This is a genomic window from Bradyrhizobium sp. CCBAU 11434 (assembly GCF_028128895.1).
In the GTDB taxonomy this organism is placed as follows: Bacteria; Pseudomonadota; Alphaproteobacteria; order Rhizobiales; family Xanthobacteraceae; genus Bradyrhizobium; species Bradyrhizobium zhengyangense.
In genome coordinates, this window is record NZ_LBJX01000001.1 from 431,956 (window position 1) to 458,863 (window position 26,908).

At 63.8% G+C, this 26,908-nt stretch carries 31 protein-coding genes; 16 read left to right on the plus strand and 15 right to left on the minus strand.

Annotated elements, in window-relative coordinates:
* Positions 1-22: 22 nt before the first annotated feature.
* On the minus strand, positions 23-1,210 hold the full coding sequence (locus tag XI06_RS02005; protein WP_271604539.1) for an MFS transporter: 1,188 nt from the start codon (positions 1,208-1,210) through the stop codon (positions 23-25).
* Positions 1,211-1,462: 252 nt separating this feature from the next.
* Between XI06_RS02005 and XI06_RS02010 the strand changes: the two genes are divergently transcribed.
* The 8 genes from XI06_RS02010 (at position 1,463) to XI06_RS02045 (ending at position 8,836) form a co-directional block, all read left to right on the plus strand.
* Positions 1,463-1,879, plus strand: a complete 417-nt coding sequence (locus XI06_RS02010) for a hypothetical protein (RefSeq protein WP_237865179.1) — start codon at positions 1,463-1,465, stop codon at positions 1,877-1,879.
* Positions 1,880-1,952: 73 nt separating this feature from the next.
* Positions 1,953-2,237 (plus strand): hypothetical protein, encoded by a 285-nt coding sequence (locus XI06_RS02015; RefSeq protein ID WP_237865177.1) that lies wholly within the window; start codon positions 1,953-1,955, stop codon positions 2,235-2,237.
* Positions 2,238-2,246: 9 nt separating this feature from the next.
* Positions 2,247-3,686 carry a TolC family protein gene (locus XI06_RS02020; RefSeq protein WP_271604540.1) on the plus strand — a complete coding sequence of 480 codons (1,440 nt, stop codon included), beginning with the start codon at positions 2,247-2,249 and terminating at the stop codon, positions 3,684-3,686.
* A 13-nt stretch (positions 3,687-3,699) separates the two neighbouring features.
* The gene (locus XI06_RS02025; RefSeq protein ID WP_237872729.1) at positions 3,700-5,031 is read left to right on the plus strand and encodes a copper oxidase; all 1,332 of its coding nucleotides are present in this window, start codon (positions 3,700-3,702) and stop codon (positions 5,029-5,031) included.
* Positions 5,032-5,067: 36 nt separating this feature from the next.
* Positions 5,068-5,523 carry a cupredoxin domain-containing protein gene (locus tag XI06_RS02030; RefSeq protein ID WP_237872728.1) on the plus strand — a complete coding sequence of 152 codons (456 nt, stop codon included), beginning with the start codon at positions 5,068-5,070 and terminating at the stop codon, positions 5,521-5,523.
* 17 nt (positions 5,524-5,540) lie between these two features.
* Positions 5,541-5,843: a copper-binding protein gene (locus tag XI06_RS02035; protein WP_237865172.1), complete on the plus strand. Its 303-nt coding sequence runs from the start codon at positions 5,541-5,543 to the stop codon at positions 5,841-5,843.
* Between the two features lie 356 nt (positions 5,844-6,199).
* Positions 6,200-8,341, plus strand: coding sequence for a flagellar biosynthesis protein FlhA (flhA, locus tag XI06_RS02040; RefSeq protein WP_237865170.1), 2,142 nt, complete (start codon positions 6,200-6,202; stop codon positions 8,339-8,341).
* Positions 8,342-8,635: 294 nt separating this feature from the next.
* Positions 8,636-8,836, plus strand: coding sequence for a hypothetical protein (locus XI06_RS02045; protein ID WP_237865169.1), 201 nt, complete (start codon positions 8,636-8,638; stop codon positions 8,834-8,836).
* A gap of 180 nt (positions 8,837-9,016) precedes the next feature.
* Here XI06_RS02045 and XI06_RS02050 read toward each other — a convergent pair whose 3' ends face one another.
* The 3 genes from XI06_RS02050 to XI06_RS02060 form a co-directional block, all read right to left on the minus strand.
* On the minus strand, positions 9,017-10,000 hold the full coding sequence (locus tag XI06_RS02050) for a glutathione S-transferase family protein (RefSeq protein WP_271604541.1): 984 nt from the start codon (positions 9,998-10,000) through the stop codon (positions 9,017-9,019).
* A gap of 147 nt (positions 10,001-10,147) precedes the next feature.
* Complete coding sequence (locus tag XI06_RS02055; protein WP_271604542.1) at positions 10,148-10,639, minus strand: cupin domain-containing protein; 492 nt, start codon at positions 10,637-10,639, stop codon at positions 10,148-10,150.
* 110 nt (positions 10,640-10,749) lie between these two features.
* The gene (locus tag XI06_RS02060) at positions 10,750-11,145 is read right to left on the minus strand and encodes a putative quinol monooxygenase (RefSeq protein ID WP_271604543.1); all 396 of its coding nucleotides are present in this window, start codon (positions 11,143-11,145) and stop codon (positions 10,750-10,752) included.
* Positions 11,146-11,435: 290 nt separating this feature from the next.
* Here XI06_RS02060 and XI06_RS02065 point away from each other — a divergent pair, with 290 nt between their 5' ends.
* Entirely contained in the window at positions 11,436-11,900 is a 465-nt protein-coding gene (locus XI06_RS02065) for a MarR family winged helix-turn-helix transcriptional regulator (protein WP_271604544.1), read from the plus strand.
* Between the two features lie 15 nt (positions 11,901-11,915).
* On the opposite strand, the gene XI06_RS02070 is transcribed toward XI06_RS02065, so the two are convergent.
* The 8 genes from XI06_RS02070 to fliI form a co-directional block, all read right to left on the minus strand.
* Positions 11,916-12,266, minus strand: a complete 351-nt coding sequence (locus tag XI06_RS02070) for a hypothetical protein (RefSeq protein WP_271604545.1) — start codon at positions 12,264-12,266, stop codon at positions 11,916-11,918.
* 468 nt (positions 12,267-12,734) lie between these two features.
* Complete coding sequence (locus XI06_RS02075; RefSeq protein ID WP_271604546.1) at positions 12,735-12,857, minus strand: hypothetical protein; 123 nt, start codon at positions 12,855-12,857, stop codon at positions 12,735-12,737.
* 42 nt (positions 12,858-12,899) lie between these two features.
* Positions 12,900-14,126: an NAD(P)/FAD-dependent oxidoreductase gene (locus tag XI06_RS02080; protein ID WP_271604547.1), complete on the minus strand. Its 1,227-nt coding sequence runs from the start codon at positions 14,124-14,126 to the stop codon at positions 12,900-12,902.
* A 119-nt stretch (positions 14,127-14,245) separates the two neighbouring features.
* Positions 14,246-15,205, minus strand: a complete 960-nt coding sequence (locus tag XI06_RS02085) for a helix-turn-helix transcriptional regulator (protein WP_237867172.1) — start codon at positions 15,203-15,205, stop codon at positions 14,246-14,248.
* A gap of 217 nt (positions 15,206-15,422) precedes the next feature.
* Complete coding sequence (locus XI06_RS02090; protein WP_271604548.1) at positions 15,423-16,577, minus strand: anti-sigma factor; 1,155 nt, start codon at positions 16,575-16,577, stop codon at positions 15,423-15,425.
* 37 nt (positions 16,578-16,614) lie between these two features.
* On the minus strand, positions 16,615-17,160 hold the full coding sequence (locus XI06_RS02095; RefSeq protein ID WP_237867177.1) for a sigma-70 family RNA polymerase sigma factor: 546 nt from the start codon (positions 17,158-17,160) through the stop codon (positions 16,615-16,617).
* Positions 17,161-17,481: 321 nt separating this feature from the next.
* Positions 17,482-17,901: a flagellar export protein FliJ gene (fliJ, locus tag XI06_RS02100; RefSeq protein ID WP_128953708.1), complete on the minus strand. Its 420-nt coding sequence runs from the start codon at positions 17,899-17,901 to the stop codon at positions 17,482-17,484.
* Between the two features lie 133 nt (positions 17,902-18,034).
* Positions 18,035-19,360: a flagellar protein export ATPase FliI gene (gene fliI, locus XI06_RS02105; RefSeq protein WP_237867178.1), complete on the minus strand. Its 1,326-nt coding sequence runs from the start codon at positions 19,358-19,360 to the stop codon at positions 18,035-18,037.
* A gap of 501 nt (positions 19,361-19,861) precedes the next feature.
* Between fliI and ctrA the strand changes: the two genes are divergently transcribed.
* Positions 19,862-20,563 (plus strand): response regulator transcription factor CtrA, encoded by a 702-nt coding sequence (gene ctrA / locus XI06_RS02110; protein ID WP_008138878.1) that lies wholly within the window; start codon positions 19,862-19,864, stop codon positions 20,561-20,563.
* A gap of 87 nt (positions 20,564-20,650) precedes the next feature.
* Here ctrA and XI06_RS02115 read toward each other — a convergent pair whose 3' ends face one another.
* Together XI06_RS02115 and XI06_RS02120 are read right to left on the minus strand one after the other, a co-directional pair.
* Positions 20,651-22,234 (minus strand): hypothetical protein, encoded by a 1,584-nt coding sequence (locus XI06_RS02115; protein WP_271604549.1) that lies wholly within the window; start codon positions 22,232-22,234, stop codon positions 20,651-20,653.
* 74 nt (positions 22,235-22,308) lie between these two features.
* Positions 22,309-24,126: a CHAT domain-containing tetratricopeptide repeat protein gene (locus XI06_RS02120; RefSeq protein WP_237867180.1), complete on the minus strand. Its 1,818-nt coding sequence runs from the start codon at positions 24,124-24,126 to the stop codon at positions 22,309-22,311.
* 276 nt (positions 24,127-24,402) lie between these two features.
* Here XI06_RS02120 and XI06_RS02125 point away from each other — a divergent pair, with 276 nt between their 5' ends.
* The 6 genes from XI06_RS02125 to XI06_RS02150 all read left to right on the plus strand — a co-directional run bounded on the left by XI06_RS02125 (position 24,403) and on the right by XI06_RS02150 (position 26,481).
* Complete coding sequence (locus XI06_RS02125; RefSeq protein ID WP_237867182.1) at positions 24,403-24,807, plus strand: DUF350 domain-containing protein; 405 nt, start codon at positions 24,403-24,405, stop codon at positions 24,805-24,807.
* A gap of 17 nt (positions 24,808-24,824) precedes the next feature.
* Positions 24,825-25,256, plus strand: a complete 432-nt coding sequence (locus XI06_RS02130; protein WP_271604550.1) for a hypothetical protein — start codon at positions 24,825-24,827, stop codon at positions 25,254-25,256.
* Between the two features lie 105 nt (positions 25,257-25,361).
* Positions 25,362-25,619: a hypothetical protein gene (locus XI06_RS02135; protein WP_271604551.1), complete on the plus strand. Its 258-nt coding sequence runs from the start codon at positions 25,362-25,364 to the stop codon at positions 25,617-25,619.
* A gap of 41 nt (positions 25,620-25,660) precedes the next feature.
* Positions 25,661-25,924, plus strand: a complete 264-nt coding sequence (locus XI06_RS02140; RefSeq protein ID WP_237867185.1) for a hypothetical protein — start codon at positions 25,661-25,663, stop codon at positions 25,922-25,924.
* Between the two features lie 16 nt (positions 25,925-25,940).
* Positions 25,941-26,198, plus strand: a complete 258-nt coding sequence (locus tag XI06_RS02145; RefSeq protein ID WP_237867187.1) for a hypothetical protein — start codon at positions 25,941-25,943, stop codon at positions 26,196-26,198.
* A gap of 16 nt (positions 26,199-26,214) precedes the next feature.
* On the plus strand, positions 26,215-26,481 hold the full coding sequence (locus tag XI06_RS02150) for a hypothetical protein (RefSeq protein WP_237867189.1): 267 nt from the start codon (positions 26,215-26,217) through the stop codon (positions 26,479-26,481).
* 104 nt (positions 26,482-26,585) lie between these two features.
* Here XI06_RS02150 and XI06_RS02155 read toward each other — a convergent pair whose 3' ends face one another.
* Positions 26,586-26,900: a hypothetical protein gene (locus XI06_RS02155; protein WP_271604552.1), complete on the minus strand. Its 315-nt coding sequence runs from the start codon at positions 26,898-26,900 to the stop codon at positions 26,586-26,588.
* Between the last annotated feature and the right edge of the window lie 8 nt (positions 26,901-26,908).

Sequence of the window (26,908 nt, forward strand, 5' to 3'; positions counted from 1 at the left end):
CCTCGCGCCGACGGTGCGCGGCTCAAGTCGCGAAGCCGGCCCCTGCTCTTGCCGTGTTCATGCGCGAGCGGATCAGCAGCGTCAAGACGATGCCGACATTGAGGGCATTCCACGCGACGCCGTTGGCGAATGCTGCGCCGTAGGAGCCGGTGGCATCAAAGATGATGCCGGACACCCAGCCGCCAAAGGACATGCCGAACACGGAGGCGAAGATCACGATGCCGACGCGAGTTGCGGCTTCACTCGCCGGCATCGCCTCGCGCACGATGATGGCGTAGCTCGGCACGATGCCGCCCTGGAACAGGCCGAACATCGCGGAGATCAGATAGAGCGAGGTGAGGCTGTCAAAGAATAGATAGAACACGAGCGCAAAGCCTTGCGCCAGCGAGCCGAGCAGCAGCGTACGGATGCCCCCGATCTTGTCGGCGAGATAGCCCGAGCCAATGCGGCTGACGATGCCGCAGGCCATCATCAGCGACAGCATCTCGGCGCCCCGCGCCACGCCGTAACCGAGATCCCCGCAATAGGCGACGATATGCACCTGCGGCATCGCCATGGCGACGCAGCAGGAGATACTGGCGATCGAGAGCAGCACCGTCAACGTGTTGGTCGAGAGCTTGAGATCGACGCGCGGCGGCGGCGCGTTGGCGTGATTGCGGACCTTGTCGTCGCCCATCTGCGCGCGCAGGACCAGCACCAGCATAGCCATCAGGCTCGCACAGACGAGGCCAATACCGATGTGAGTGGTGCGCCAGCCCACCGTACTCATGCCGTAGCTCACGATTGGCGGCCATATCGTGCCCGCGACATAATTGCCGCTTGCCACGATGGTCACTGCGAGCCCGCGATAACGCTCGAACCAGTGCGAGGCCTCCGCCATCAAAGGGGCAAAGGTCGCCGAGGTACCGAGACCAATGAGAAAGTAGGCAGCCACGAACTGCCAAAGCTGCGTCGACAGCCCGGCCAGTACGTTAGCGATGCCAAGGAAGGCGATACTGATCGCCATCGCCGGCACGATGCCGAAGCGGTCGGTGATCTTGCCTGCAATCACGCCGCCGAGGCCGAAGCCGAACATCATGAGCGTGAAGGCGAGCGACACCGCGCCTCGTGTGGCAGCGAATTCGGCCTGCACCACGGGAATCACCACGACCACAGCCCACATGCCGACGCTGCCGATCGAGCCGATCACCAGTGCGAGCAAAAGCCGCACCCAGGCCTGACGCGAGTCAGGGGCGAATGAGTCTGGTCTTTGTCCTGGATGATTTGGCGCGTGCACGGCCGGACCATGGCCTGTGGATCGCGACACGGTCAAGCAACGTGGCGATATATTGGGCATGCGTGGTGCGCTGCGGTAAGAAGGAGCTTGGCGAACGCGCGTTTTGCCACTAGTTTGCAATCAGCGTGAGCAACCTTGCCGCGCGAGGAGCATATCGGCGGAATGTTGTTGCGGTTGACGCGACCAATGCGGATCAGGGTGGGACGGATCATCGCCCTTGCCTATCTGCTCTGCGTGCTCGCGCCGGCGGGAGGCCTCGCCTGGGGCACCGGTCCCGCGCCATGCCTCGACGATACGCTCGTCGCCGACCTCGTGCCGGTGCATCAGCAGATGGCGAGCCATCTACATGGTGATTCCTCGCACGAACATGCGGGAACCCATGCGCATCACCAAATTGCGGCAAAGGACGCACCCGCTCCGCATAACCATGGCGGCAAGGGAACCGTGGGTCCTTGCTGCGCGATGATGTGCGTCAGCGCGCTGCCAGCCGATCTGCCCAGCGTTGCCACACCGGTCCGGCCGACCTCGACCTGCGCGCCCGAGATCGTGGCCAGCCTGCACAGCACTGCGCCGCCCCAGCACTACCGTCCCCCCATCGCCTGATCTGACGCAACGACGTCGGTTCGAGCGCGCGTCTGCGCGCGCGAACCTGTGGTTTCCAGATCAGGGATGAATCATGCTTGCGCTTTTCGGGGCGAAGTCTGCCGCCGCATCTGCGGTGGATGGACGATATTTTCGATTCAATTGGCTGCTGCCGGCCTTCGCCGCGTTGGCGCTGTCCGGCTGCATGCCGGCAACGACACAAGTCACCAGCGCCGACCCCGCCGATCCAGCGGCAAAGGCGGCACGCGTCGGCTATCGCTCGACCATCGCGCCCTACACCAGCCTGCGGCCTGCGGCACCGACACCGTGGCGGGACCGCAACGACGCCGTCGCGCCGCAACCGAAGCAAGACCGGTAGGGGCGCGCCATGGCACATCATCTTGCGCGGGGCCTGCTCATGCTCACCGCGTTCGGACTTTCGTCCATAGGTCTTGCCGGCTGCATGGCATTCTCGCCGGACGGCGGCATGACAACGGTCTCGGACCTCACCAGCCAGACCATCAAGAAGGACGTCGCCTTCGTCCGATCGGCCGAAGGTGCCGAGGCCGTCGATGCAACCGTCCGCCGGTTGCTGGCGCGCACGCTGACGATCGAGACCGCGGTGCAGATCGCGCTGCTCAACAACAAGGGTCTGCAAGCCGCGTATAACGAGCTGGCGTTGGCCGAAACCGATCTGGTCGAGCAGAGCCTGCCGCCCAACCCCGTGTTCTCGATCTCGCGCATCAGCGGGAACGGGGCGAGCGAGGTCGAGCGCCAGGTGGTCGGCGACATCCTCGCGCTGGCGACGCTGCCGTTCCGCTCCGACATCGCGCGCGACCGCTTCCGTCAGGCCCAGTTGCGTGCGGCACTGGCGACGTTGCGGCTCGCTGCCGACGTGCGCCGCGCCTATGTCCGCACAGTTGCCGGCAACGAGATGGTTGCGCTGCTCACCGACGCGAAGGCGACGGCGGAATCCACCGCGCAGCTTGCAGTCAAGCTCGGTGAAACCGGCTCGCTCAACAAACTCGACCAGGCCCGCGAGCAGGTGTTCTACGCCGAAACCACCGCCGATCTCGCGACGGCGCGCCAGGCGGCGACGAGCGCGCGCGAAAGACTGGCGCGCCGGATGGGACTGTGGGACGACGGCCTCGACTTCCGTCTGCCCAACGCGTTGCCGTCGTTGCCAGGCCGGCCGCAGGCCCTGCCCTCGATCGAGGCCGATGCGGTCGCTCATCGCATCGACCTGCAGATCGCGCGGCTCGAACTGACGGCCCTGGCGAAGTCGTTGAACCTGACCGAGGCGACGCGCTTCGTCACGCTGCTCGATCTCGCCGGCATCTCCCGCCGGACCCAGGATCCAGAAGGCGCCCCGTTCCGCGAACGCGGCTTCGACGTCCAGTTCCAGATCCCGATCTTCGACGGCGGCGAGGTGCGCGTGCGGCAGGCGGCGGAGACCTACAATCTCGCTTTCAACCGCCTGACCGAGCGTGCCGTGAACGTTCGCTCGGAGGCGCGCGATGCTTATCGCGCTTACCGATCGACTTACGACATCGCCAGCCACTACCAGCGCGAGATTTTGCCCTTACGAAAAATCATCACCGAGGAGATGCAGCTGCGCTTCTCCAGCATGCAGGTCGACATCTTCGCGCTGCTGACCGAGGCACGGCAGCGCCTCGCGTCGCTGCGCGGCGCAATCGACGCCAAGCAAAGCTTCTTCCTCGCCCAGTCCGAGTTGCAGGCCGTCGTCAATGGCGGCGGCACGCCTGCGTCCGGCGGCGACAGTCCCACCAATATCGCCGCGGCAGCGCCTGCCGATGGCGGTCACTGACATGGAGACCAGCATGTTTTCCCGCCGAGGATTTTTGGGCACCGCCGCGCTCGTCAGTGCGTCAGCCGTCAGCGGCCGCGTCCAGGCCGCGTCGATTCCGGAAGCGCCCACCATGGATAAGGTGGTGATGCAGCCGCCGCTGCACCCGATCAACGGCCCCGACTATCGCCCCGTGGTCACGCTGAACGGCTGGTCGCTGCCGTTTCGCATGAACGGCGACTGGAAGGAATTCCACCTCGTCGCCGAGCCCGTGGTGCGCGAATTCGCAGAGGGGATGAAGGTGAATTTGTGGGGCTATAACGGCCAGTCGCCGGGCCCGACCATCGAAGCGGTCGAGGGCGACAAGGTCCGCATCTTCGTCACCAACAAACTGCCCGAATACACCACCGTCCACTGGCACGGCATGATTGTGCCGAGCGGCATGGACGGCGTCGGCGGCTTGACCCAGCCGCACATCCAGCCCGGCAAGACCTTCGTCTACGAGTTCGAGATGAGGAAGAGCGGGACGTTCATGTACCACCCGCATTCCGACGAGATGGTGCAGATGGCGATGGGCATGATGGGCATGGTCGTCGTGCATCCGCGCGATCCGAACTTCAGGCCCGTCGACCGCGACTTCGTTTTCGTGATGAGCACCTACCGCGTCGATCCCGGCACCTATCTGCCGCGGGTCAACGAGATGACCGACTTCAACATGTGGACCTGGAATTCGCGGGTGTTTCCGGGCATCGACCCCTTGCCGGTCCGGCTCGGCGACAAGGTGCGCGTGCGCATCGGCAATCTCAGCATGACCAACCATCCGATCCACCTGCACGGCCACAGCTTCGCGGTGACCTGCACCGACGGCGGCTGGATTCCGGAGAGCGCGCAGATTCCCGAAACCACGACCGACGTTCCCGTCGGCGCTGTCAGGGTGTTCGACGTGCTCGCCGACAATCCCGGCGACTGGGCGTTCCACTGCCACAAGTCACATCACACCATGAATGCCATGGGACACGAGGTGCGTACCCTCATCGGCGTGTCGCGCAAGGATCTCGCCAAGGCCGTCGGCAAGCTCGCGCCCGACAGCATGGCGATGGGTTCGACCGGCATGGCGATGGGCAACATGGAGATGCCGGCGCCCGACAACACGTTGCCGATGATGACCGGCAACGGCCAGTTCGGCCCGATCGAGATGGGCGGCATGTTCACGGTGATGAAGATCCGCGAGGGCCTCGCGCGCGACGATTACCGCGATCCCGGCCCCTATCAATTCCCGCAAGGCACCGTCGCCTACGAGATCGCCTCGCCCGCGGCGGAGCCTCCACGGCAACCGGCGGCGCCGATGCCGAAGATGAAGATGTAGCCGAGCGTTTCCATGAACTACCAACCGGAGACTACAATGAAGAAGACGATCGAACTCGCTCTCGTGCTGGCCGCGCTCTCGGCCGCACCCGCCCTCGCGCACGAGGGGCACGACCATCACGGCTTCTCGGCCGGCGAGCCCGGCGATCCCAACAAGCCGGCGCGCACCATCGAGATCGCGTTGAGCGAGATGTCCTACGAGCCATCGAAGATCGACGTGAAGCGCGGCGAGCAGATCCGCTTCGTGTTGCGCAATGTCGGCAGGGAGGATCACGAGTTCCTGCTCGCCACACCCAAGGAGAATCTCGCCCATGCCGAGGTGATGAAGAAGCATCCGCACATGGAGCACGACGATCCGAACGGGGTGCGGCTCGCGCCGAACAAGACGGCCGAGATCGTCTGGAAGTTCACCAAGGCCGGTACCTTCGAATTTTCCTGCCTGATCCCCGACCATCGCGACTACGGCATGGTCGGCCACGTCACCGTGAAATGAAGCCAATGGAGACATCAATGAAGCCAATCATCCGCATCACCACCGCAGCGCTTGCGCTGACGCTGGGCCTGACCATCAGCGCGCTGGCGCAAGCCGCCTCCATCAGCGGTGAGGTCAAGAAAATCGACGAAGGTGCCGGCAAGATCACGCTCAAGCACGGTCCCGCCAAGAGCCTCGGCATGGATGAGCCCATGACCATGGTGTACCGCGTCAAGGATCCAGGCATGCTCAAGCAGGTGAAGGTCGGCGACAAGGTCACCTTCGAAGCCGAGGAGGCCCCGTCGGGGTACATGGTGACCAGCATGCAGAAGGCGAAATAGGAGCATCCCCTCAACGGTCATTCCGGGGCGCGCCTCTTGGCGCGAGCCCGGAATCCATTTCCCCACAACACCTGCGGCACGATGGATTCCGGGCTCGATGCTGCGCATCGCCCGGAATGACGGCCGGATGCCCCCCGAAATACCCCGGCCCGACCTCTTCCCGCCCCCCTCCGTTAACCCTTTGCTAACCATACACCCGGCAAGAATTGCCGGGTGAAGTCGAGTGTCGTCAGCCGCGTAGAACGGGAGCCCCCGTGGACGCCAGTGCGGTGCCTCACTTTCGGACCGGCGGCCCATCGGCCGCCGCGCAGACGTTTGGGGCGCGCGGACGGCAGTCGCGCGGGGAGGCAGCTACCATGGTCGACGTCACCGCGGGACAGGGCGTAGGCAACACGAAGGCCGGCGTTCCCACCCTCTCCGAGATCGTCAACATCCTCAAGCGCGGCGACATCGCGCTGGCGCTCGGCATCCTCACCATCCTGGTGGTGCTGATCCTGCCGCTGCCCGCGATCGTGCTGGACCTGTTCCTGGCGATCTCGATCACGCTGTCGATCCTGATCCTGATGACGTCGCTGTTCATCCAGGCGCCGCTGGAATTCTCCGCCTTCCCGACCATCCTCCTGATCTCGACCATGCTGCGGCTGTCGCTCAACATGGCCTCGACCCGCCTGATCCTGTCGCACGGGCACGAGGGCACGGATGCGGCTGGTCACGTCATCGAGGCCTTCGGCAGCTTCGTGATGGGCGGCAATTTCGTCATCGGCATCATCGTCTTCGCCATCCTGATCATCGTTAATTTCGTCGTCATCACCAAGGGTTCGGGCCGTATCGCGGAAGTCGCCGCGCGCTTCCACCTCGACGCCATGCCCGGCAAGCAGATGGCAATCGACGCCGATCTGTCGGCCGGCCTGATCGACGAGAAGGTCGCCAAGGAGCGCCGCAAGGCGCTGGAGGACGAGAGCGGCTTCTTCGGCGCCATGGACGGTGCCTCGAAATTCGTCCGCGGCGATGCCATCGCCGGCCTCTTGATCGTCTTCATCAACGTGGTCGGCGGCATGATCATCGGCGTCGCGCAGCAGGGTCTGTCCTTTGCCGATGCGGGACGCAGCTACACGCTGCTGACGGTCGGTGACGGCCTCGTCACCCAGGTGCCGGCACTGATCGTCTCGACCGCGGCCGGCCTGCTCGTCTCCAAGGCTGGCGTCTCCGGTGCGGCCGACAAGGCGCTGATGAAGCAGTTCTCCGGCTATCCGCAGGCGCTGGCAATGTCCTCGGCGGTCATGCTGGTGCTGGCGGCGCTGCCGGGCATTCCGACCCTCCCCTTCCTCGCGCTCGGCGCCGGCGCCGGCGTGCTGGCCTGGACCGCGCGCAACCGCAACCGTGCGACGGCCAAGGCCGAAGCCGCTGCCAAGGCCGCGCCAGCGGCAGGTCAGCCCGGAGCGCCGGGCGCAGCTGCGGCCGAGGAGCCGATCTCGGCGGCGCTGAAGATCGACGACCTCAAGATCGAGCTCGGCTATGCGCTGCTGCCGCTCGTCAACGGCCCCGATGGCACCGATCGCCTCACCGAGCAGATCAAGGCGCTGCGCCGTTCGCTCGCGATCGAGATGGGCTTCGTGATGCCGGCCGTGCGCATCCTCGACAACGTCCAGCTCGAGGCCAACACCTACATCATCAAGATCAAGGAGGTCGACGCCGGCACCGGCAAGATCTGGCCGAGCCAGTTCATGGTCATGGATCCCGGCGGCAGCCAGGTGCAGGTGCCCGGCATCCACACCACCGAGCCGACCTTCGGCCTGCCCGCGACCTGGGTCGATGCCAGCCTCAAGGAGGAGGCCTCGCTCAAGGGCTACACCGTCGTCGACGCCGCCACCGTGCTCTCGACCCATCTCACCGAGCTGCTCAAGGCTAACATGTCGGACCTGTTGTCCTACGGCGAGGTGCAGAAGCTGCTCAAGGAGCTGCCGAAGGAGCAGAGCGAGCTGGTCAAGGACATCGTGCCCGGACAGGTCACCGTCTCCGGCATCCAGCGCGTGCTCCAGCTGCTGCTCGCCGAGCGCATCTCGATCCGCGACCTCTCGACCATCCTCGAGGGCATCGCCGACTCGCTCGCCTTCTCGCGCAATCCCGCGACCATGGTCGAGCATGTCCGCGCCCGCCTTGCGCGGCAGATCTGCGCGCAAAACACTTCCTATGCAGGCTACCTGCCGCTGATCGCACTGTCGGCGAAATGGGAGCAGGCCTTTGCCGAATCCATCATCGGCCAGGGCGAGGAGCGCAGCCTCGCGATGCAGCCCTCGAAGCTGTCGGAATTCATGACCGCCGTGCGCGAGGCCTTCGAGCGCGCCGCCCGCGAAGGCGAGGCGCCGGTGCTGGTGACCTCTGCGGCAATTCGTCCCTTCGTCCGCTCCCTGGTCGAACGGTTCCGGGCTCAAACAACTGTCTTGTCGCAGGCTGAAATCCACCCCAGAGCGAGGTTGAAAACGGTCGGAAGCATCTGATTTGGCTTAAGAAGCCGTGTGTTTTTTGGCCACAGGCAAATGGTTTTTGAGTTCCGGGCGCCTTGTCGAGCAAATGCTGACAAGGCGCCTCACAAGCGCATTACCACTTTGAAATAATTGCAAAATCGAACGATCAAGACCTGCTTTTGATCGCGATCTTTCACGTCCTATCACGCTCTTGTGATGGCCCCTTGGGAACGAATCCCCCCAATACTAGGTTGTTGGGCACCGGAAGCATGAACCTGCCTGAACAGGCTGGCGACTACTTCGGGTAGATGGCGGCAGGAGGCTTCCATGAACCACTCGATCTACAGCGCGGATCGCTCGACCCACCTGAAGGTGGTGGCCGTGGCGCTCGTTGCCGGCATCGCGGTTGCGGGCTTTGGCATCTCGGCGCGCACTGGGTCAGATGAAGGCCTCACACAGACTGCTCGCGTCATCAAGGCCGGCAAGCCGGTCGTGATCACCAGTTCGAACGCATCGCTCGTTCGCTAAGGAGATTTTGAGTTTTAAGGAATTCACGCGGCTCTTTACCAGCCCCCCAAAGTCGCCACGTGGATATGTAGACGACCCCAACCCCAAGTCGACTACAGAAAGCGCCCGCCCCCCACGGGCGCTTTCTCATGTCTGGAGTCCTCTGCGCAAGCGCCCGATCAGCCTCGCGACCTGGACGCTTTAAGCAGCCTTCCTATCCGCTGGAGCCGTGTCAAAGCCTACACGTGGGAAGCGCAGGTTCACTTCTCCCACCGAGGGGTCTTCGTGCCGGATGACGACCTCGTCTGCAGTCCAGGCAAGCAACTTTCCATAGACAGCGTTTCCATAGTCGTCCGGCGTCACGCTGACCCAATCGCCGCGCCGGAGCCCGATGTTCTGGGCCTCGGGCCACCACTGGTCGGGCTCGCTCGGCCGGCTGGTCCGCGCTGCCTCGATTGCCTGGTCGGGTGTCATCTCCGAGAATTTGCCGTGACCGATGCCGGCGATTCGTTTGTACCAGGGATCGATCACGGTTGCGAAAGCGATCAGGTCGTTGACCTCGCTGCCGCCGTTTTGCCTCGCAAACCACAGTGGATGATAGGCCGACAGATCTGCGGCGGAAGGCTCTTCCCCGAGGATGAACTTGCGACCGTCGGAGAGGACTTCGGCGAGCCACGCGAGTTGCGCATCAAGCCTCTGCAAGTAGAGCGGACGCTTGGAGCGCAATTCGCCGGGGTCGAGGTTGACGCGAAACAGCGGACGCCGCTCGTCGATCAATTCCTGGGGAATTCCAGGCATGTTGCCAATGGTCAGGCATACGGCGTTGAAGAACGAGCTTTTCTCGATCCACCAACCGAAAGCTTTTGCCATGGCTTCCTGCCGTTTTGGGTAAAGCGCGCCGGACCGGCCCAATTTCTCGATCGTTTGAAGGATGTGCAGCGTGTCGCAGTAGAATTCTGCTCCGATCTGGAGGATCGGGGTTTTTCGATAGCCTCCGGTCATCGGCGTGAGCTTGGGGCGCGGCGTCCATACCGGAATGTCGACAGAGCTCCAGGCGATATCCTTGAGACCCAGGGCGAGCCGCACCTTCTCCGAGTAAGGCGAGAGCGCGTAGTGGTGCAGAATGATGTTCGACATTTGATTCTCCCCTCGTGTTGTTCGACCGACAGACCAGCCGATAGCCAATCTCTCTGTGCGCGAGCCCTCATTTGCTTAGACTTCGCAGGTCGGCGGCTCGGGAAAGACCCAAGCCCGCAGTCCAAATCCGCTGCCGCCGAGCTGATGGCTGGCGATCGCCCGGGCGCCTTCCGCGGCAGAAAAGTCCGCGGCTCCTTACTTTTTGGCCTGCATGTCGAAGCCGAGAAATTCGAACGGCGCGTCGCCGTTGACCCATGCGTGCCAAGTGTGCGGCTGGAACAGAATAACGTCGTCCGGCTTGTAGGCGATCTCGCCGTACGCCTTGCCGTCCTTGTCGTTCAACGACATCGTGCCAGTGCCACTGATGACGTAAAGAACGTAGGTCTGCTCGTCCGCTCCCTCGTGCAGCGCAATCGAGCCTCTGGCGTTGACGTGTCCGCGCATCACATTGATGCCTTTGCCGATGTCGATTCTGTTCGGCGGGACCTGATAGAGCGCCGCATAATCGAACCCCTTGTTCGGTCTGCCGCCAATGTCCGGAATCGACATGAGCTTTCCAGGCTCTTTCTTGACCGCGACGGCTTTGCCGCTGGGATCGAGTTCAATGCTCGTCAGATCGCCGGCGAACGCCGAAGCACAGATCGCGAGCGTTGCGATCGCAGCCAATCCATAGATGAGACCACGCATTCCTTCCTCCCTGTACGATGCTGAATTGTCGGATGAGCGCTATTCGGGCCGCCCTGGAGGGGATCGGCCCGCTGTCGAATGATGCTGCGCTGTCGCGCGAGGTCCTCGAGCTATCCGCCCGTTCGCGCGTCGAGGAAAATCTGGGTGAACGGCTTTGCCAGCACGGGTTCGAGCTTGGGCACGATCGCCTTGATGTCCGGCGTCACCATGTGGCCGTCGAGAGCGACCTTGTCTTTCCAGCGCTCGAAGGTCAGGAAGCGGCCCGGCTCACCGATGACTTCCATCAGTGTGTAGACCAGACAGCCCGGCTCCTTGGCCGACGTTTCGGCAAAGGGGACAAGCAGTGCGCGTAGCTCATCCGCCTTGTCCTTCTTGGACACGATTTCCGCGATCACGAAGTAGCCGCTCTGGCCCGCGGCTTGCGCAGACGAGGCGGTGAAAATTGCGGCCGCCACAGAACCAATAGCGGTCGTTCCCACAAAAGCACGGCGATCCACGTCCGGCATGGCAATCCCTCCCCTGATTCATTTGCAAATCCGGCTTCCGGGCCGGGCATCCCACTTTAATGAGACACAAATACTTTGCACACGATATAATGTGAGTCAAACAACTTATAAAAGATATGATGTCTCGGCATCAAATCGCGGCCCATATGACTTGGCTTGCTTCAGGGCTAACGGTAGGATTCGGCGCAATGATTTCCTTTGCGAACGGGCCGAGAATGAAGACACAAACGATGAAGACGCGGCGCGATTCACGGACCAGCGCAGGTCAGGGCTCCATCGCACCGGTCGAAATGCCCGGGCTCGACAATCATCTTTGCTTTGCGCTCTACGCCGCCAGCAATCACATGACGCGCCTGTTCGTGCCTTTTCTCAAAAAACTCGGCGTCACCTATCCGCAATATCTGGTTCTGGTGGTGCTCTGGGAGCGCGGCGCGCGGGGCGTCGGAGACCTGGCCACGGCCCTGCAAATGGATCTCGGCTCGCTCTCGCCGATGCTCAAGCGGCTTGAGGCCAAGGGCCTGGTGACGCGGCGCCGGCAGGCCGACGATGAGCGGCGGGTGCTCGTCGACTTGACGCCTCAAGGGCTTTCGCTGCGCAAGCGAACCGAGCAGATGCTCGGCGAATTCTACTGCTTCCTGAACATGCCGCTGGACGAGCTTTTCGATCTGAAGGACCGGCTACGTCATTTCGTAAGATCGGCCGGTCCAAAGGAGACGACGACCTCTCCCCTTCGATTGCCAGAGCCAACGCTCTAGCAGACGAAAAATGACTTACCGCCGGCGAGGGAGAGGCGCTGGTGGAGGCAAGTCCCGTTGCCAGATCGTCCCGTTGTCAAACTGGATCAGCATTCCGTCTGGTGAGTAGACTGCGCTGAGATTGAACGCATCAACCCAAATCCGGTTTGCCGGCGAATACCAATCGGGCCAAGCCCGAGATGGCACGCCGGCTTCGGTCAACAAGTTCAGCTCGGTCCCGTTCTGGGTGACATAGGCCGGCAGGTCTCCCCTGCACATCTGAATGCATTTGTAGACGCCGGTGAGATTGATCGCCTGCGCCGAGGCACCCGAGGCGATCATCGCCGCTGCCAAACCGACAATGAGAGACAAACTCTTGCTGCTCATGAACTTGCTCCTGGGAATAATTCCTACTGCCTGTTTCGATTCTTGCTGGCGCCTCTGAGTGGCGGCGCCGATGCCAGCGCGCTCGCTGTCTCTCCATCCCCTAAAACTGTCCCGACTGACAGCCGGAGCGAGTCAGTCGAATCTGAAATTGTCGGATTGGCGCGATCGAACAAATCCTTGCACGCTTGTGCGCTTAGCACGCGGCGCTATGTTGAAGGCTAGCCAGCCACGCGGTTTGGAATTCGGCGTTGATGCAAATCAAAAGGGGGTCACGAGGATTTTGGTGCTTTCACACCGCATGGCATTCGAATGCCGCACGCACCAATTCTTGGCGTTGAACCAACGAACGAATCCATCGTGCCGAGTTATCCAACGTTTCGGTGCCTCCCGGCGCAATGCGATTGAGATCAATCGTCAACGCGCTCGAGGTTCATATCGAGCATGGCTGTGTCCGCTTCGAATCATGGTCTAGCTGGTTGCGATCCTCCGCGCGGGCGGAACCGTCCATGTGGTGTTGATGATCGACGGCGACTTCTCGTTCGGCCAGTACATCCGCAGCATCAGCACGAACTTGCCGGCCGGCGCGGACAAAGCGGAGATCGCTTCACTTGGTCGAAGGATGCACAGCCCAGCTCAACGCCGCGTCGCCCCGTAGGTCGGCGGCGGCGCCTGCACCGTCGGCGCGGCGGCGGCGAACAGATCGTCCTTGCTGCCTGTCAGCGGCGGATAGATACGCTTGCGATTGATGGTCCGCTTGGTCGCTTTCGCGGCCTGACCGGTCGTCCGCACCTCGCGATCCCAGCCTTCGGTGTAGAGCGCGCCCCAATCGCCGAGATCGAGCACGGTGACGTACCAGTCAATCCGCAGCGGCAGCATCGGCTGACCGGCCAGATCAGCCACCACATTGTGGCCGGCGAAGCGGCCCATGGGACGGGCGAACTGGCAGGACATCACGGTCGGATGCAGGCCATCGACCACGCTGGAGGCGACGTCGCCGGCGGCGAAGATTCCGGGCAGACCCGCGACGCGCATGAAGGGGTCGACCAGAAGTCGCCCGAGCCGATCGCGCGCGCCGGGAAAGTTTTCGGTTAGCCGGCTCGCGCGCATACCGGCGCACCAGATCACCGTCTGCGCCTGGATGAATTCGCCCGAGCTCAAGCGAACGCCTGAGGCCTCGACCGAGGCGACGCGCACGCCAAGCCGCGTCTCGACCTCGAGCGACGATAAGGCGGTCTCGATGACGGGCCGCGCGTGCTCGCCGATCGTGGCGCCAACCGCTTGATTGGGATCGACCAGGATGATGCGGCGGCTGCCGGTAATGCCTGCGCGCATCAAGCGCTCCGGCATTTCGGCGGCAACCTCGATGCCGGTAAAGCCGGCGCCCACAACCACGACGGTCGATCGTCCCGGCGACGGCGCGCTGCGTCCGAGGGAGGTGACATGCCCCTCGAGGCGAAGCGCCGCGGCATAGCTGTCGACGTCGAATGCGTGCTCGGCGAGGCCGGGAATCTCAGGCCGCGTCACTTCACTGCCGAGCGCGAGCACGAGGCGGTCGTAACCCAGCATCTCCTTGCCGCTGCTCGCGACCAGCGAGATTTCGCGGCGCACGGGGTCGATGGCTTCGACCTCGCCGGTGCCGTGCATGACGCCGACCGGGTCGAGCAGCTGCGCAAGCGGCAGCGCGACCTCGCTAAGATCGACCTCGTAATTGCGCACGCGGATATTGTGATAGGGGTTGCGGTCGATGAGGCGGATCTCGATGTCGCGGCCGGCATCACCGATCGCATCGCGCAGGCGCGCGGCGCCGATGGCCGCCCACAGGCCCGCAAACCCGGCGCCGAGCACGACGATACGCGCCATGTCCGTTGACTTCGCTGCTTCCAGGGATCCGGTGGTCCGCCCCGCGCGGGCAGATATAGCTCATTCAGACGGATCGACCAAATGCAGCCGCGATGCGCCGCTGCACAAAATCGGGGGGCTCACGCCTCGCGCAGTTCCGACGGCGTCGCGCCAAAGCGCTTGCGGAAGGCGCGGTTGAAATAGGACAGATCGGAGAAGCCCGAGGAATGCGCGATGTCGCTGATCTTGCGCGCCCGCGCGCGGGGATCGCCGAGCAGTTTGCGCGCCAGCAGCAGGCGCTGCTCCAGCACGAATTCGGTGAAGGTGGTGCCGGCCTGCTCGAACAGCCGCTGCGCCTGGCGCGGGCTGAGGCCCGAGCGGGTGGCGACCTCGGACAGGCAGAGATCGTTGCGGCCGAGAGCGGCCATCACGTCGGCGCGCATGAGATCGAGACGGGCCGCCGCATGGCCGCGGCCGCGCGCGAGCGCGGCGTGCTCGGCATCGGTGCCGAGCAGGAGGCCGACGAGATCGACCATGTGCTGGGCGGTCAGGCGCTGGCCGACCGCGTCGAGATGCGGTGCCTGATGCGCAGCAAGCGCGTGATAGCGGAAGATGGTCTCGGCGACGGCGCCGTCCGACAGCGCCTGCGACAGCTTGTCCTCGGCGCGGGGATTGATGTCGAGCAGCGCGCGGCGCGGCATGCGGATGGTGGTGAAACGGTTCTCGTCGGTATGACCGACGCTGCCGGTGATGCTCATGTCGGCGAGCACCATCTGCGCCGGCGCAAGGTCGACCGTATGGCCGTTCTGCCTGACGTTGACGAGGCCGGCATGAGCGGCGATCAGCACGAGGTCGTCGCTGCCGTCCGCGAGGCCGCTCTGGGTGCGCGAATATTGCGCGGAGGCGCCTTCGGGAATGGCGAGCGTGATGTTGTCGACCGCGCTGACCTGCAACCGGCAATCGATGCTGTCGCCATGGCTCGGCCCGATCTCGAGGCCGCAGGCCCCCAGGGCCCGGTCGCGCCATTGTTCGAACGCAGGCCCCTGCGGCAGGCCTGCATATTGGTGGATAAGAATGCCCGGCGGCTTGGCTGCATCCATCTGATTTCTAGCCCCTTCCCGGCACCCTTGATCAGCCGTGCCGACTGCAAATTCCGGGCATTTGACGCCGCGGAATGGACGGAGGTTCAAACCGAACGCGGATTTGGCCGGACTTGTCGAATTGCGACGGCCAGAATGGACCCTGGCGACAGGTTTGGCGGTTGGGCGTGCGTCGCCCGGATGGAGCGAAGCGCAATCCGGGCTCCGACGGCGGGGGCTATTTCTTCGCGGGGACCTGCGGCTGGGACGGCGGCACGGTCTCGATCAGCTTGCCTGAGAACACCGGCGCCGAGGTCGGCTGGCCACTGGGCGAGCCGCCCGGCTGCTCGACGGTGATGGCGTAGGTCGCGCCATTGACGACGTCGGCATCGTAGCCGGCGAGCACCGGACGTGCCGTGAAGTCGCCGGCGCCGATCACACCAAGCGAGCGCGGGCGCGGCAGCTTGTCGGAGATCAGCCAGAGCTCAAAGCTCTTGCCCGGCTCCGGCGTCGCGCCGACCTTGCGCACCGTGAAGTTCTTGGTCGCGCCATCAATGGTGAGGATGAAGGCGGGGCCGCCGCTCTGGCCCTGCAACAGCGCGACATATTGCGCGGGCAAGGACGACGGCGCCGGCGGTGTCTTGACCTCGACGGTCTGGATGCGCGGCGCGGGCCGCAGCGCGCCAGGCAGCGCATCGGGCGAGAGGATCTGCAGCGACAGCGTCACCAGCAGCGCGGCCGCGAGCGCGCCCACGGCGGAGGCGATCGTGCGCCAGCGCTTCACGCGGCTCTCGAGATAGATCACCTTGGTGTCGTCGGCGACCGGCACCTGCGTCAGAGGGACAATGCGCGGGTCGGGCGCATGGGTCTGCGGAATGAATTGCGGGGCGATGTCTGGGATGACATCGGAGTCGGATTGAGGCGGCGCCGGCGGCTGCACGTCCGGCAAAGGAGCTTGCTGCGATGGCTGCTCCGGAGACGAAAGCTCTTGAGTTGAAGGCTCTTGAGTTGAAGATTCTTGAGTTGAAGATTCTTGAGTTGAAGACTTGGGCGATGACAGCTCCGATGACGAAAGCTCCGGCAATGGCGGTGACGGCGCATCCACCAGCACTGGCGGGGCCTCGAGCGAGTCTCGCTCCGAATCTTGATACGAATCCTGCGTCGATATCGTCTGTGCGATCTCGCGCTTGATGTTCTCCCACACGATCGGCCGCGGCTCGATCGTGCCGACCATCTGGTTGAGGACCCCGAGCCGGAATTGCCAGGCCTGCACGATCGCGGCGAACTCCTGGTCCACCGCCATCATGGTCGCGACCTGCACACGCTCGTCGGCATCGAGTGTGCCGAGCGCATATTCCGCGGCGAGCGCGATATTGTCCTCGCTGTAGGCCATCACTTGCAGTCCAACACCACCCTCATGATCGAAGTCCTCACAGTCCGAGGCACTCCCGGATATCCAGCATGCTGCGCCGCAGCCACGTCTTCACCGTGTTGACGGGCGCTGCGAATTTCTCCGCCAATTGCTCGCGGCTCCAACCGTTGTAATAGGCGAGAAGCACGAGCCGCTGACGGTCCGGCTCGAGCCGGCCAATACATTCCAAGAGCCGCTTCAGCTCCTCGGACATCTCCCGGCGCGCCAGCGGATCGGGACTGTCGGCAGCGACTTCCATCGCCTGCGGCTCCTCCTCGATCGAGACTTCGGTCTTCTTGCGGACGATATCGATGGCGCGGTTGCGCGCAATCGACGCCATCCACGTGATCGGCGAGGACAGCTGCGAATTGAACTGGCCGGCACTGTTCCAGATCTTGACGTAGGTCTCCTGAATGACCTCCTCTGCGAGATCCTGTCGGCGCAAGATACGGAGCACGACGCCATAGAGTTTCGCGCGCGTGGCAGCGTAAAGGCGCTCGAACGCGGCCTGATCGCGCCTCGACACCGCCTCAATCAGCCCGACCAGCTCTGCTGGCGTCAGCATTCAGCCCCCCAACGCGCGGCCCCGTCGCCTCTCTTCACCTCTCCCCGACGGGGAGAGGTCGATTTGCGCAGCAAATCGGGTGAGGGGGCGGAGGGCTAACGGGAGACCGTAACCCCTCACCCGGCGCTCCGCGCCGACCTCTCCCGAAGGGAGAGGTGGACACCGCCGTCGCTGGCACAGCATTCATTTCCGCCACCATAGCGCGCGGCCAAGCCCGTCACCAAGAGGCGGCGCGCCGCGCTGTGGACAGGACACGCAAAAACCCGGACCTTGCGGGTCCGGGCTCGCAAATTCTTGGATGTTTTGATCGCGGGCCGCCGCTTACGCGACGGCGCCGATCCGGGAGCGCATCAGGCCGATGCTGTCGAGATCAGCCTGCTCGCGGGCATTTTCCTCGGCGCGCTCGCGGGCCTGGTCACGCTCGTCCAGCAGCTCGACCTTCTTCAGCTCCTCGAAAGCCTCGCCGAGCGCGGCCTTGGCCTCCTCGAGCTGGCCCTTCAGCTCGTCGGCCGAGCGGGTCAGGTTCTCGCGGCGCTGGATGGCGGCCTTGGCATAGGTCGGATAGGCGAAATGCGCGGGGTCGTTGATCCCGGCGCGGTCCTGCTCGGTCTGGATCTCACGATCGAGATCGGTCGACATCCGCTGGAAGTCGGCGATCATGGACTCGATCTGGGCGACCCGGCGGCGCTTCTCGTCGACCTGAAACTTCTTCAGGCGGATGAGGGTATCACGTGACTTCATCGACTCGTACTCCCCAGAAGTCCCTTGGCTGCAAGACATACACACATTGGGACGACACCGGTCTCCCCACTGGCCCCGTCGAGGCCAAGACCGGCTCTGCTACTCTGTGGGAAGGGATGATGACGGGACAAAGTTAGCGTTCCGTTTCCAAATTACCGAGGATTTGCGCCAACTGGCGGTAGCCGTCGGCCAGCGAGGCATTTTCGTCCTTGCGCTGGCGCAGGAAGGCTTCCAGCGGCTCGTGCAGGCGGATCGCCTCGTCGACCTCGGGGCTGGAGCCCGCCCGGTAGGCGCCAAGCCGGATCAGCTCTTCCATATCGGCGTAGGTCGCCATCACCGCCCGCGCCTTCTGGATGACCGGCCAGAACTGCGGATCGGCCGATTTCGGCATGGTGCGGGAGACCGATTTGAGAATGTTGATGGCGGGGTAGCGGCCGCGCTCGGCGATCGAGCGCTGCATCACGATGTGACCGTCGAGGATGCCGCGGACGGCGTCGGCGATCGGCTCGTTGTGGTCGTCGCCGTCGACCAGCACCGTGAAGATCGCGGTGATGGCGCCCTCTCCGAGGCCCGGGCCTGCGCGCTCCAGCAGCTTCGGCAGTTCGGTGAAGACGGTCGGCGTATACCCCTTGGCGGTCGGCGGCTCGCCGGCGGACAGGCCGATCTCGCGCTGCGCCATGGCAAAGCGCGTCACGGAGTCCATCAGGCAGAGCACGTCCTGGCCCTCGTCGCGAAAATATTCGGCGACGGCGAGCGTCAGATACGCCGCCTGCCGCCGCATCAGCGCCGGCTCGTCGGAGGTCGCAACCACGACGACGGAGCGCGCGAGGCCCTCTTCACCGAGGTCGTCCTGCAGGAATTCCTGCACCTCGCGGCCGCGTTCGCCGATCAGCCCGATGACGCTGACGGCGGCATCGACGTTGCGCGCGAGCATCGACAGCAGCACCGATTTGCCGACGCCGGAACCGGCGAAGATGCCCATTCGCTGGCCGCGGCAGCAGGTGAGGAAAGTGTTCATGGCGCGCACGCCGAGATCGAGCGGGCTGCCTACGCGCTTGCGCGAATGCGCCGGCGGCGGCGAATTGCGATACGGCATCGGGGAAGCGCCTTGCGGCAACGGCCCCTTGCCGTCGATCGGCTCGCCCAGCGCATTGACGACGCGGCCAAGCCAGGCCGGCGACGGACGCACCAGATTGGCGGCATTGGCGATGACGGCCTTGCAGCCGCGACGCACACCGTCGAGGCCAGCGAACGGCATCACCACCGCATTGCTGCCGGAGAAGCCAATCACCTCGCAAGGAATGGAACGGTTGGCGCCAGTCTCGATCACCAGGCGCGCGCCGACGGACATCGCGTGGATCGGGCCGGCCACCTCGACCATCAGCCCGCGAACGCCGACCACGCGGCCATAGATATTGATGCCGTCGATATCGCCGATCTGTTCGGCAAGAGCTTTCATAGAGCAGCTTTCATAGAGCAGCTTTCATAGAGCAGCTTTCATAGAGCAGCTTTCATAGAGCAGCTTTCATCAAGAGCGCGCTTTCACGAGAGCCTTCATCAAGCTGCTCGCCTTCGATATCCGGGCCCTCACGGGGAAACCCTTAAATTTCGCCACATTTCTGAACGGCGCTTAACTTCGTGTTTACCCGCATCGTTAATCATTGCGTCACTGTCTTTGTGACTGAGCGTGGCTCCCCTTCAGAAGAAGGCTGAGTCGCGGGAGTCGGTTAGGCCCGTCTCTTAAAGTGGAACTTGAACGGAGCCGGATAACGAAAGCTGCTTCACGCGCAAGACCTTAGGGCGATTCGACAAAAATTGCACCGGGGGGACTTGCGTTCCAGAATCAGGATTTGTTAACCATCTGTTGTCAGGATCCGAATCAGTTGTTCAAAGGCGTTTTGTTGAGTGCCGCGAATGCGGCCGACCTGACGCCCAGGAGCGGCGACTATGGGGAACTGGCATGCGCGTTTTGCTGATTGAAGATGACAGCGCCGTCGCGCAGTCGATCGAGCTGATGCTGAAGTCTGAGAGCTTCAACGTCTACACGACCGATTTGGGGGAAGAAGGCGTCGATCTCGGTAAATTATACGATTACGACATTATCCTTCTCGATCTCAACCTGCCCGACATGTCCGGCTATGACGTGCTCAAGCAGCTTCGGGTCTCCAAGATCAAGACACCGATCCTGATCCTCTCCGGCCTCGCCGGCATCGAGGACAAGGTCAAGGGTCTCGGCGTCGGCGCCGACGACTACATGACCAAACCCTTCCACAAGGACGAGCTGGTTGCCCGCATCCACGCGATCGTGCGCCGCTCCAAGGGTCACGCCCAGTCGGTCATCCAGACCGGCGACCTCGTCGTCAACCTCGACACCAAGACGGTCGAAGTCGGCGGCCAGCGCGTGCACCTGACCGGCAAGGAGTACCAGATGCTGGAGCTGCTCTCGCTCCGCAAGGGTACCACCCTGACCAAGGAAATGTTCCTCAACCACCTCTATGGCGGCATGGACGAGCCCGAGCTGAAGATCATCGACGTCTTCATCTGCAAGCTCCGCAAGAAGCTCGCCAACGCTTCCGAGGGACGCAACTTCATCGAGACCGTGTGGGGCCGCGGCTACGTGCTGCGCGAGCCGCACGAGCACGAAGAGCGCATCCCCGCCTGATCCGCTTACGTCGCAAGCCCTTTGGGGCTTGCTCCTCCCAGCCTGGACCCCGCCGCAAATGGCGGGGTTTTGTTTTTGGGGGCTTGATCAGACGCCGGCGAGCACAGGACTTGCCATCACCGGGCTCTTGATCGGCACCCGCGAGGCGGCCTCCCGCAGCCAGGCCATCAATGCGTAGCCGATGGTGAAGCCGAAGGCGAAGGTCGGCAGCACGAAGGACCAGACGAACGTCCAGCCGGAGATGTTGTCGACGACATCCATCACCGGCATCGGGCTGACCTTGTGAATCGCCAGCAGCACCCACAGCATTACCGTCATGCCGCCGCCGAACACGAGTCCATCGCGCATCCGCCGCGTCTTGCGCGACCGCTTGCCCCAGGTCGAATCCTGCACCAGCAGCGCCGCCATCGCGGCGATCCCCCAGGGGAAGATCAGAACCGGCAGCTCGTGCAGGACGACGTCGAGATAGGGCCTTTGCGGAAACTGGTAGAAGTCGAACGCGGCCTGAACGGGGAACAGGATCAGCGCGCCCCAGAGGCCGACCGTCAGGATGAAGCCGACAGGCAGCCGGCCGAAGATGTTCTCGTTCGCGAAGGCGTATTGCCGCTTGAAATAGTAGACCAGCCAGAAGTTCACGATCAGATACAGCGGCGTCATCAGCAGCGTCCGCATCATGGCGACAGATTGGTTGCCGGGCATGTGCACGATCTTGCCGGACCCGACCAGCCAAGCCAGGCACCAGACGAAACCGAAGCCCGCCGCGACCGCGACGAACTTCGCGATGCCTGGGGGGGCCGGCTCCAGCGTGAAGCCGATTGCGCCAAGCCTGCGCCGGCTCCGGGCAAACGTCCATTCGCCGGCGAGCGATGCGCGCGCGGCGAACAGCAAGAGATTGTTGAGCAGCGAATCCATGTCCTTGCGCAAATCTTCCAGCATGCACCCCGCTGCGGTCTGGGCGGCGAGCTGAAGCTGGCTGACCACGGTGTGGCGGGTCGAGAGTTGGTCGAGCGCCTGCCAGTCGTCAGGCTCGACATGGCTGTCCTCCATGATCGCACCGTAGATCTCGGCGCTGCTCTTGAGCACGCGGACGGTGCGGAAGCAGAGCGCGTCATAGACCGCGAGCAGCTCCGCATAGAGATCGGAGTTACGCTCCATGAAGGCCTCATGTTCGGAGGCCCAGCGCTCCAGATGAAGCATCAGCGTGGAAATCTTGAGGAAGCGCGACTGGATCGCGGTCGATTGCGTGGCGCGGAAATCATCGACCTGGTAGCCGACCCTGGACAGCTTGCGCTGAATGCTCGGCATGTCGTCCGGACCGACCTGGAACGGTGCTGCGGCCAGCGCCTCGCGCAGCGCGAGCGCGCTGACGGGAATGCCGGCCAGCTCCTGGCAGAATTTGCGCCACGCCTTCGGCGCCACCGGAATGAGCCAGACGAACATCAGCAGCCAGACCGACGCGAGCGGCGACAGTTTGTCGGGCAGCATGGCGTAGATCACCAGGAACGGCGTGATGAAGACGGAGAGGCCGAACAGGAACAGCGGCCGCGTCGTGAACGAGCGCGTGCCCTTCATCGTATGGAAGCGGAACCAGTAGAACAGCACGACCAGAAGCGGTCCGCCGAAGGACTCGAGGATCGCGTTCAAGGGATCGACGACATGAGCGAGCGGCACGATGAACTCCTATTGCTAGGGTTCGCTGTTGAAAGGCGCGCCGGACACACGGCATCCGGCGACCCACGTGAAAATCAGGCAGCCTGGGCGACCATCTTGGCCTTCTGGACCAGGAGATCGATATTGTCGGGGGCAAGCGCAATCGCGCTGTCCATATCATTCTGGGCCTTCACCGCGTCCTTGATCTGGGCATAGGCATTGGCGCGCGACACCAGATATTTCGGCTCATTCTCGTTGGTTGCGATCGCGGTGCCGAACGCCTTGATCGCCTCCTCGACATAGCCGCGCTTGTCGTCGGTGCCGGCGGCCGTCATGCTGACGATGCCCTTGATCCAGTAGAACTCCGCGTTGTTCGGCTTGAGCTTGATCGCTTCGGTGATGTCGCCGAGCGCATTTTCGTAGAGACCGACCGTCACGTTGAAATTGGCTCTCCGCACGAAATATTCGGGCTTCGCAGGGTCCAGCTTGAGCATGTAGGCGAAGCTCGCGGCGGCTTTCGAGATCAGCTTCTGCTTGTGCTGGAGCGTACCGAGATCGAAATAGACTTTTGCGAGCCGAACCGAGAGTTCGGCATCGTCTGCCAGGAGGCCGTGCAGTTCCTGTCCGCGCCGCGTCAGCTCCTCCAGCGCCTCGATCGTGGCTGGACTCTCGGCGAGCGCCTCCATGAATTCATCGCGGCGCTGCCGCAGCAGCTCCTTTGAGGGACGCGCCGCCTCGGGCGGGGCCAGCTGCGGCTGCGGCGCTTCGACGTCAAAGATCCGGCCGTCGGGCGAGCGCATGTAGAGGACGGGGATTCCCCACTCGACCCGGGACTTCTCCTGGATGAATTTGCGCGCGAGCGTCACCGCATCGTCGATCGGACGGTTGCCGGCGAGCGCGGCGTAAAACCCTTCCGACATCGAGATCGCGGCATTGTCGGTGATCGGAAACTGCATCGCCACGACGGCGGGCAGCCATCCGGTCTTCATCAAGCCGATCGCCGGATTGCCGAAGCGGTCGCCGACGTTGATCCTGGCGCTCTCGCAGCAATTGAGCACGATCAGGCGCATGCTGCGCCGTGCTCCCGTCAGCATCATCGCAAGGTCGGAGGCGAACTTCTTCACCGGCTTGCCGTCCTCGTCGACCATGACGACGAAACCGCTGGCGCCGGCGCCGGGCAAGGCTTCCTCGACCCCGCCATGCCCGATGAAGTGGAAGATGTGCCATTCGCCTTCCAGCAGCTTCTTCATCAGGTCTCTGCCGCTCCCGCCCGGGACCCACTGGAAATCGACCTTGCCTGCGTGCTGGAGCGCGTCGATGCCCTTGTTGATGCGGTCGCGCTCCTTGACGACGTTGAGCTTCGGCCATTCGCTGGTCGAGGGATCGGCGATCATGCCGAGGATGCGCAGCGGTCCCTTGACGCCCATCCGCCCGACGCCGCCCGCGGTCTCGAGATAGCGCACGATGGGGCGCGTCAGGCTGACAAAGCCGGGCATGTCGTCTTCATCGTAGAGATACTCCCACGGCAGTCCGGCGAGGTCGGCGGCCTCGATGCGCAGCTTGATCCTCAGATCCTGCGCCGCGCCCTTGCTGCGCTCGTAGATTCGCTGGATCGACGGCACGTCGGTGAAGACGCTGCGAAACACGCCGCGGCCGAAATCGCGCAGCACCTGCTCGCCGCGCGTGGTCGGGCCCTGGGTTTTCTTGTCGTCGATCTCGAGAACGGCGTTTTCCAGCTCACCGCGCAGCTTGGCCAGCTCGCCCGGCGCGGAGAACCAGAACTTCACCTGGGTCTTCGGGGCCTCGCCGGCCGGCGACCTGACGACCCGACCGTAATATTGCTGAGGGCCGCCACCCACGGGCAGATCGGAGCCGATCTCGAGTTCGAAATCTTCGTATTCGGCAACGGGCATTTTGAGCCTCACTCAACAAGATCTTGATCTGAACGAAGCATCCCTCGAATGAGCGCGGCCGATCAAAAAATGACGGGCGGCCGCCAAACAATGCCTCAGACTATCACACACAACCTCGAGACGCATTTGTGAAGCATGTCTCATGCGGCCCGAATTTTTGTGCGGTGCCCCGGACGCACGCGGAGCCGGTTCTTTCTGGGGATCGAACCTGCCCGCCTGCTGCAGCGACTAAGCGATCGTGCCAGAATTCGCGCCGCAACCGTCGGACCTCCCCTCATGATCCTGCAATCGCTCGCCGGCCTGCCCGCCTTCCTGGTCTATTTCTGCACCGGGCTGATCGCGATAGTGGCATATCTGTTCGTCTACACGCGGATCACGCCACACAACGAGTTCCAGCTGATCCGGGACAACGACCCTGCCGCTGCGATTGCGCTCGGCCTCAGCCTGCTCGGCTTCGTGGCGCCGCTGTTCAGCGCGATCGCCCATTCGGCCAATGTGCTGGACTGCATGGTCTGGGCTTTCATCGCGCTGATCGTGCAGGTCGCCGTGTTCTACATCGTCAAGGTCCCGGTACCTAACCTGTCGGGACGGATCGCTGCGGGTGAGCTCGCGCCCGCCATCTGGCTCGGGCTGTCCTCGCTTGCCGCGGGCCTTTTGAATGCCGCTTGCATGATCTACTGACATGGTAGCGAAGTGACATGGCCAACAAACCTCCAAGCCAGGAGTTCGGCAAGCGCCGGCCACGCCTGCCGGCGGATCTGCCGCTACCGCCGCGGGAGCCGGTGAAGCGCTCGGGCCATGTCGCTCTGCTGGTGATGGGGACCATCGCGGTCGGTACCACCGCCTTCACGCTGACGCCGCGTCGGAACTGCGATCCCACGCCTCCCGAAGCGACAGTCTCCGGGGCGTCCGTCGCCGGGACAACGACGCCAGCGCAGACGAGCACCAACTGCAGCAGCAGCTCATCCGGCGGCAGCAGCTCGCACTGGTCGTCGCGGTCGAGCTTCTACAGCAGCGACTCCTCAAGTCATTCTTCATCGGGCAGCTCGTCCGATGGAGGCTCCGGCGGCGTCACGCGCGGCGGCTTCGGCTCGTTCGCGCACGCCTTCGGATTCTCGGGCCGCGGTTAAAGCCGCGCACGAGATTGAGACACGTCAAATCGTGACCACCGCGCGCTCGGTATCCTGTCCTTGATGATCACGCGCCCGCAGGGCGACAAGGATCGGGGTGAAACGATGCGTACGATGATGACGTCGGTGATCGCCCTCCTCACCCTGGTGTCGTTGACGGCCGGCGTGAAAGCGGAATCCTGTCCGCCCGGCACCGTTCAGGTCTGTCCACCGTCGTCGAAAACCCGTCCCCCCGGCGGCCCGCCGGCGTGGTGTCGCTGTGAAGGTCCGCCGGGCAGCCCGACCTGGGGCGGCAGGGCCGAGATTCACAAGAAGAACGTGCCGACGGTGAAGCCAGGCAAGTCGCCCGGTCCCAACGACTGAGCGTGGACCGACAATGCCCCAGCCAATCGAGAGGTGAAACGATGCGTCCATTGATGAGTTCCGCGCTGGCGCTCCTCGCGCTGTCGTCACTATCAGCCGCTGCTCAAGCCGGTCCCTGTCCGCCCGGCATGGTTTTGACGTGCATGCCGCAACCGCCGGACCGACCGCCGAACCGTCCGATGCCGTGCAAATGCGACTATCCGCCGGGCACCACTTGGGGCGGTGGTGGCGGCGGTGGCGGCGACGTTCACAAGAAGAACGTGCCGAGCGCGAAGGCGAACAAGGCGCCCGGCCCCAATGATTGAACGTGGAGGTGCAATCATGCGTATCATGATGACATCGGCCCTTGGCCTGCTCGCGCTGGCATCGCTGTCCGTTGCCGCGGAAGCCCGGCCCTGCCCAGCCGGCTGGGTCCGGGTTTGCCAGCAGTCCCCGCCCGGTCGGCCGCCGCTGTGCCATTGCGAGCCTCAGCAGACGCAGGGCGGCAACGCGCCCTGGGGCAACCAGGGCAAGGCCGAGATTCACAAGCATAACGTTCCGACGGCAAAGCCGAACAAGTCGTCCGGTCCCAACGACTGAACATCGAGGTGCAACGATGCGTATTTTGATGACATCGGCGTTGGGCCTGATCGTGCTGGCATCGCTGCGGGTTGCCGCCGAAGCGGGACCCTGCCCCTCCGGTCTGGTGACGGTTTGCGAGCCGACGCCACTGAATCGTCCGCCGCAGTGCCATTGTGAGAGGCCGCACCAGAACATGCCGGGCAGTTCGACCTCCGGCGGCGGCGGCGGCGGCAAGGCCGAGATTCACAAGCACAACGTCCCGACCGCCAAGCCGAACAAGGCGCCCGGGCCCAACGACTGAGCGGACGCAAACGAAAAGAGCGCGATGGCAACGCCGTCGCGCTCTTTTCGATTCGGCACATCATCGCGCAGCTCCTCGCGACGTTGCTATCGCGGCGCGCGCCTCTAATGCAGTTTCTTCGCGGTATCCGGCCGCGGCGGCTCCGGCTGCGGGTTCAGCCAGTTGCCGCCCTGGATCGGCTTGTTGCCGGCCGGCCGCGGCGGCTCGGGCTGCGGATTGAGCCAATTGATGGGCTGGCGCTCGACCGTTGTCCGCCTGGTTTTCTTCTTGGTATTTGCATGGGTCGTCACGGTCTGCTCCGCACCGGCCTGGACCGAATGGCCTGCCGCCGCGACCGAGCTTGCAGCGCTGGACGCATTCCAAGTGGCCGCGCAGGAAAAGCTGGCGACCGCAATTGCTGCGATGAACGTTCCACGCATGACGAGCT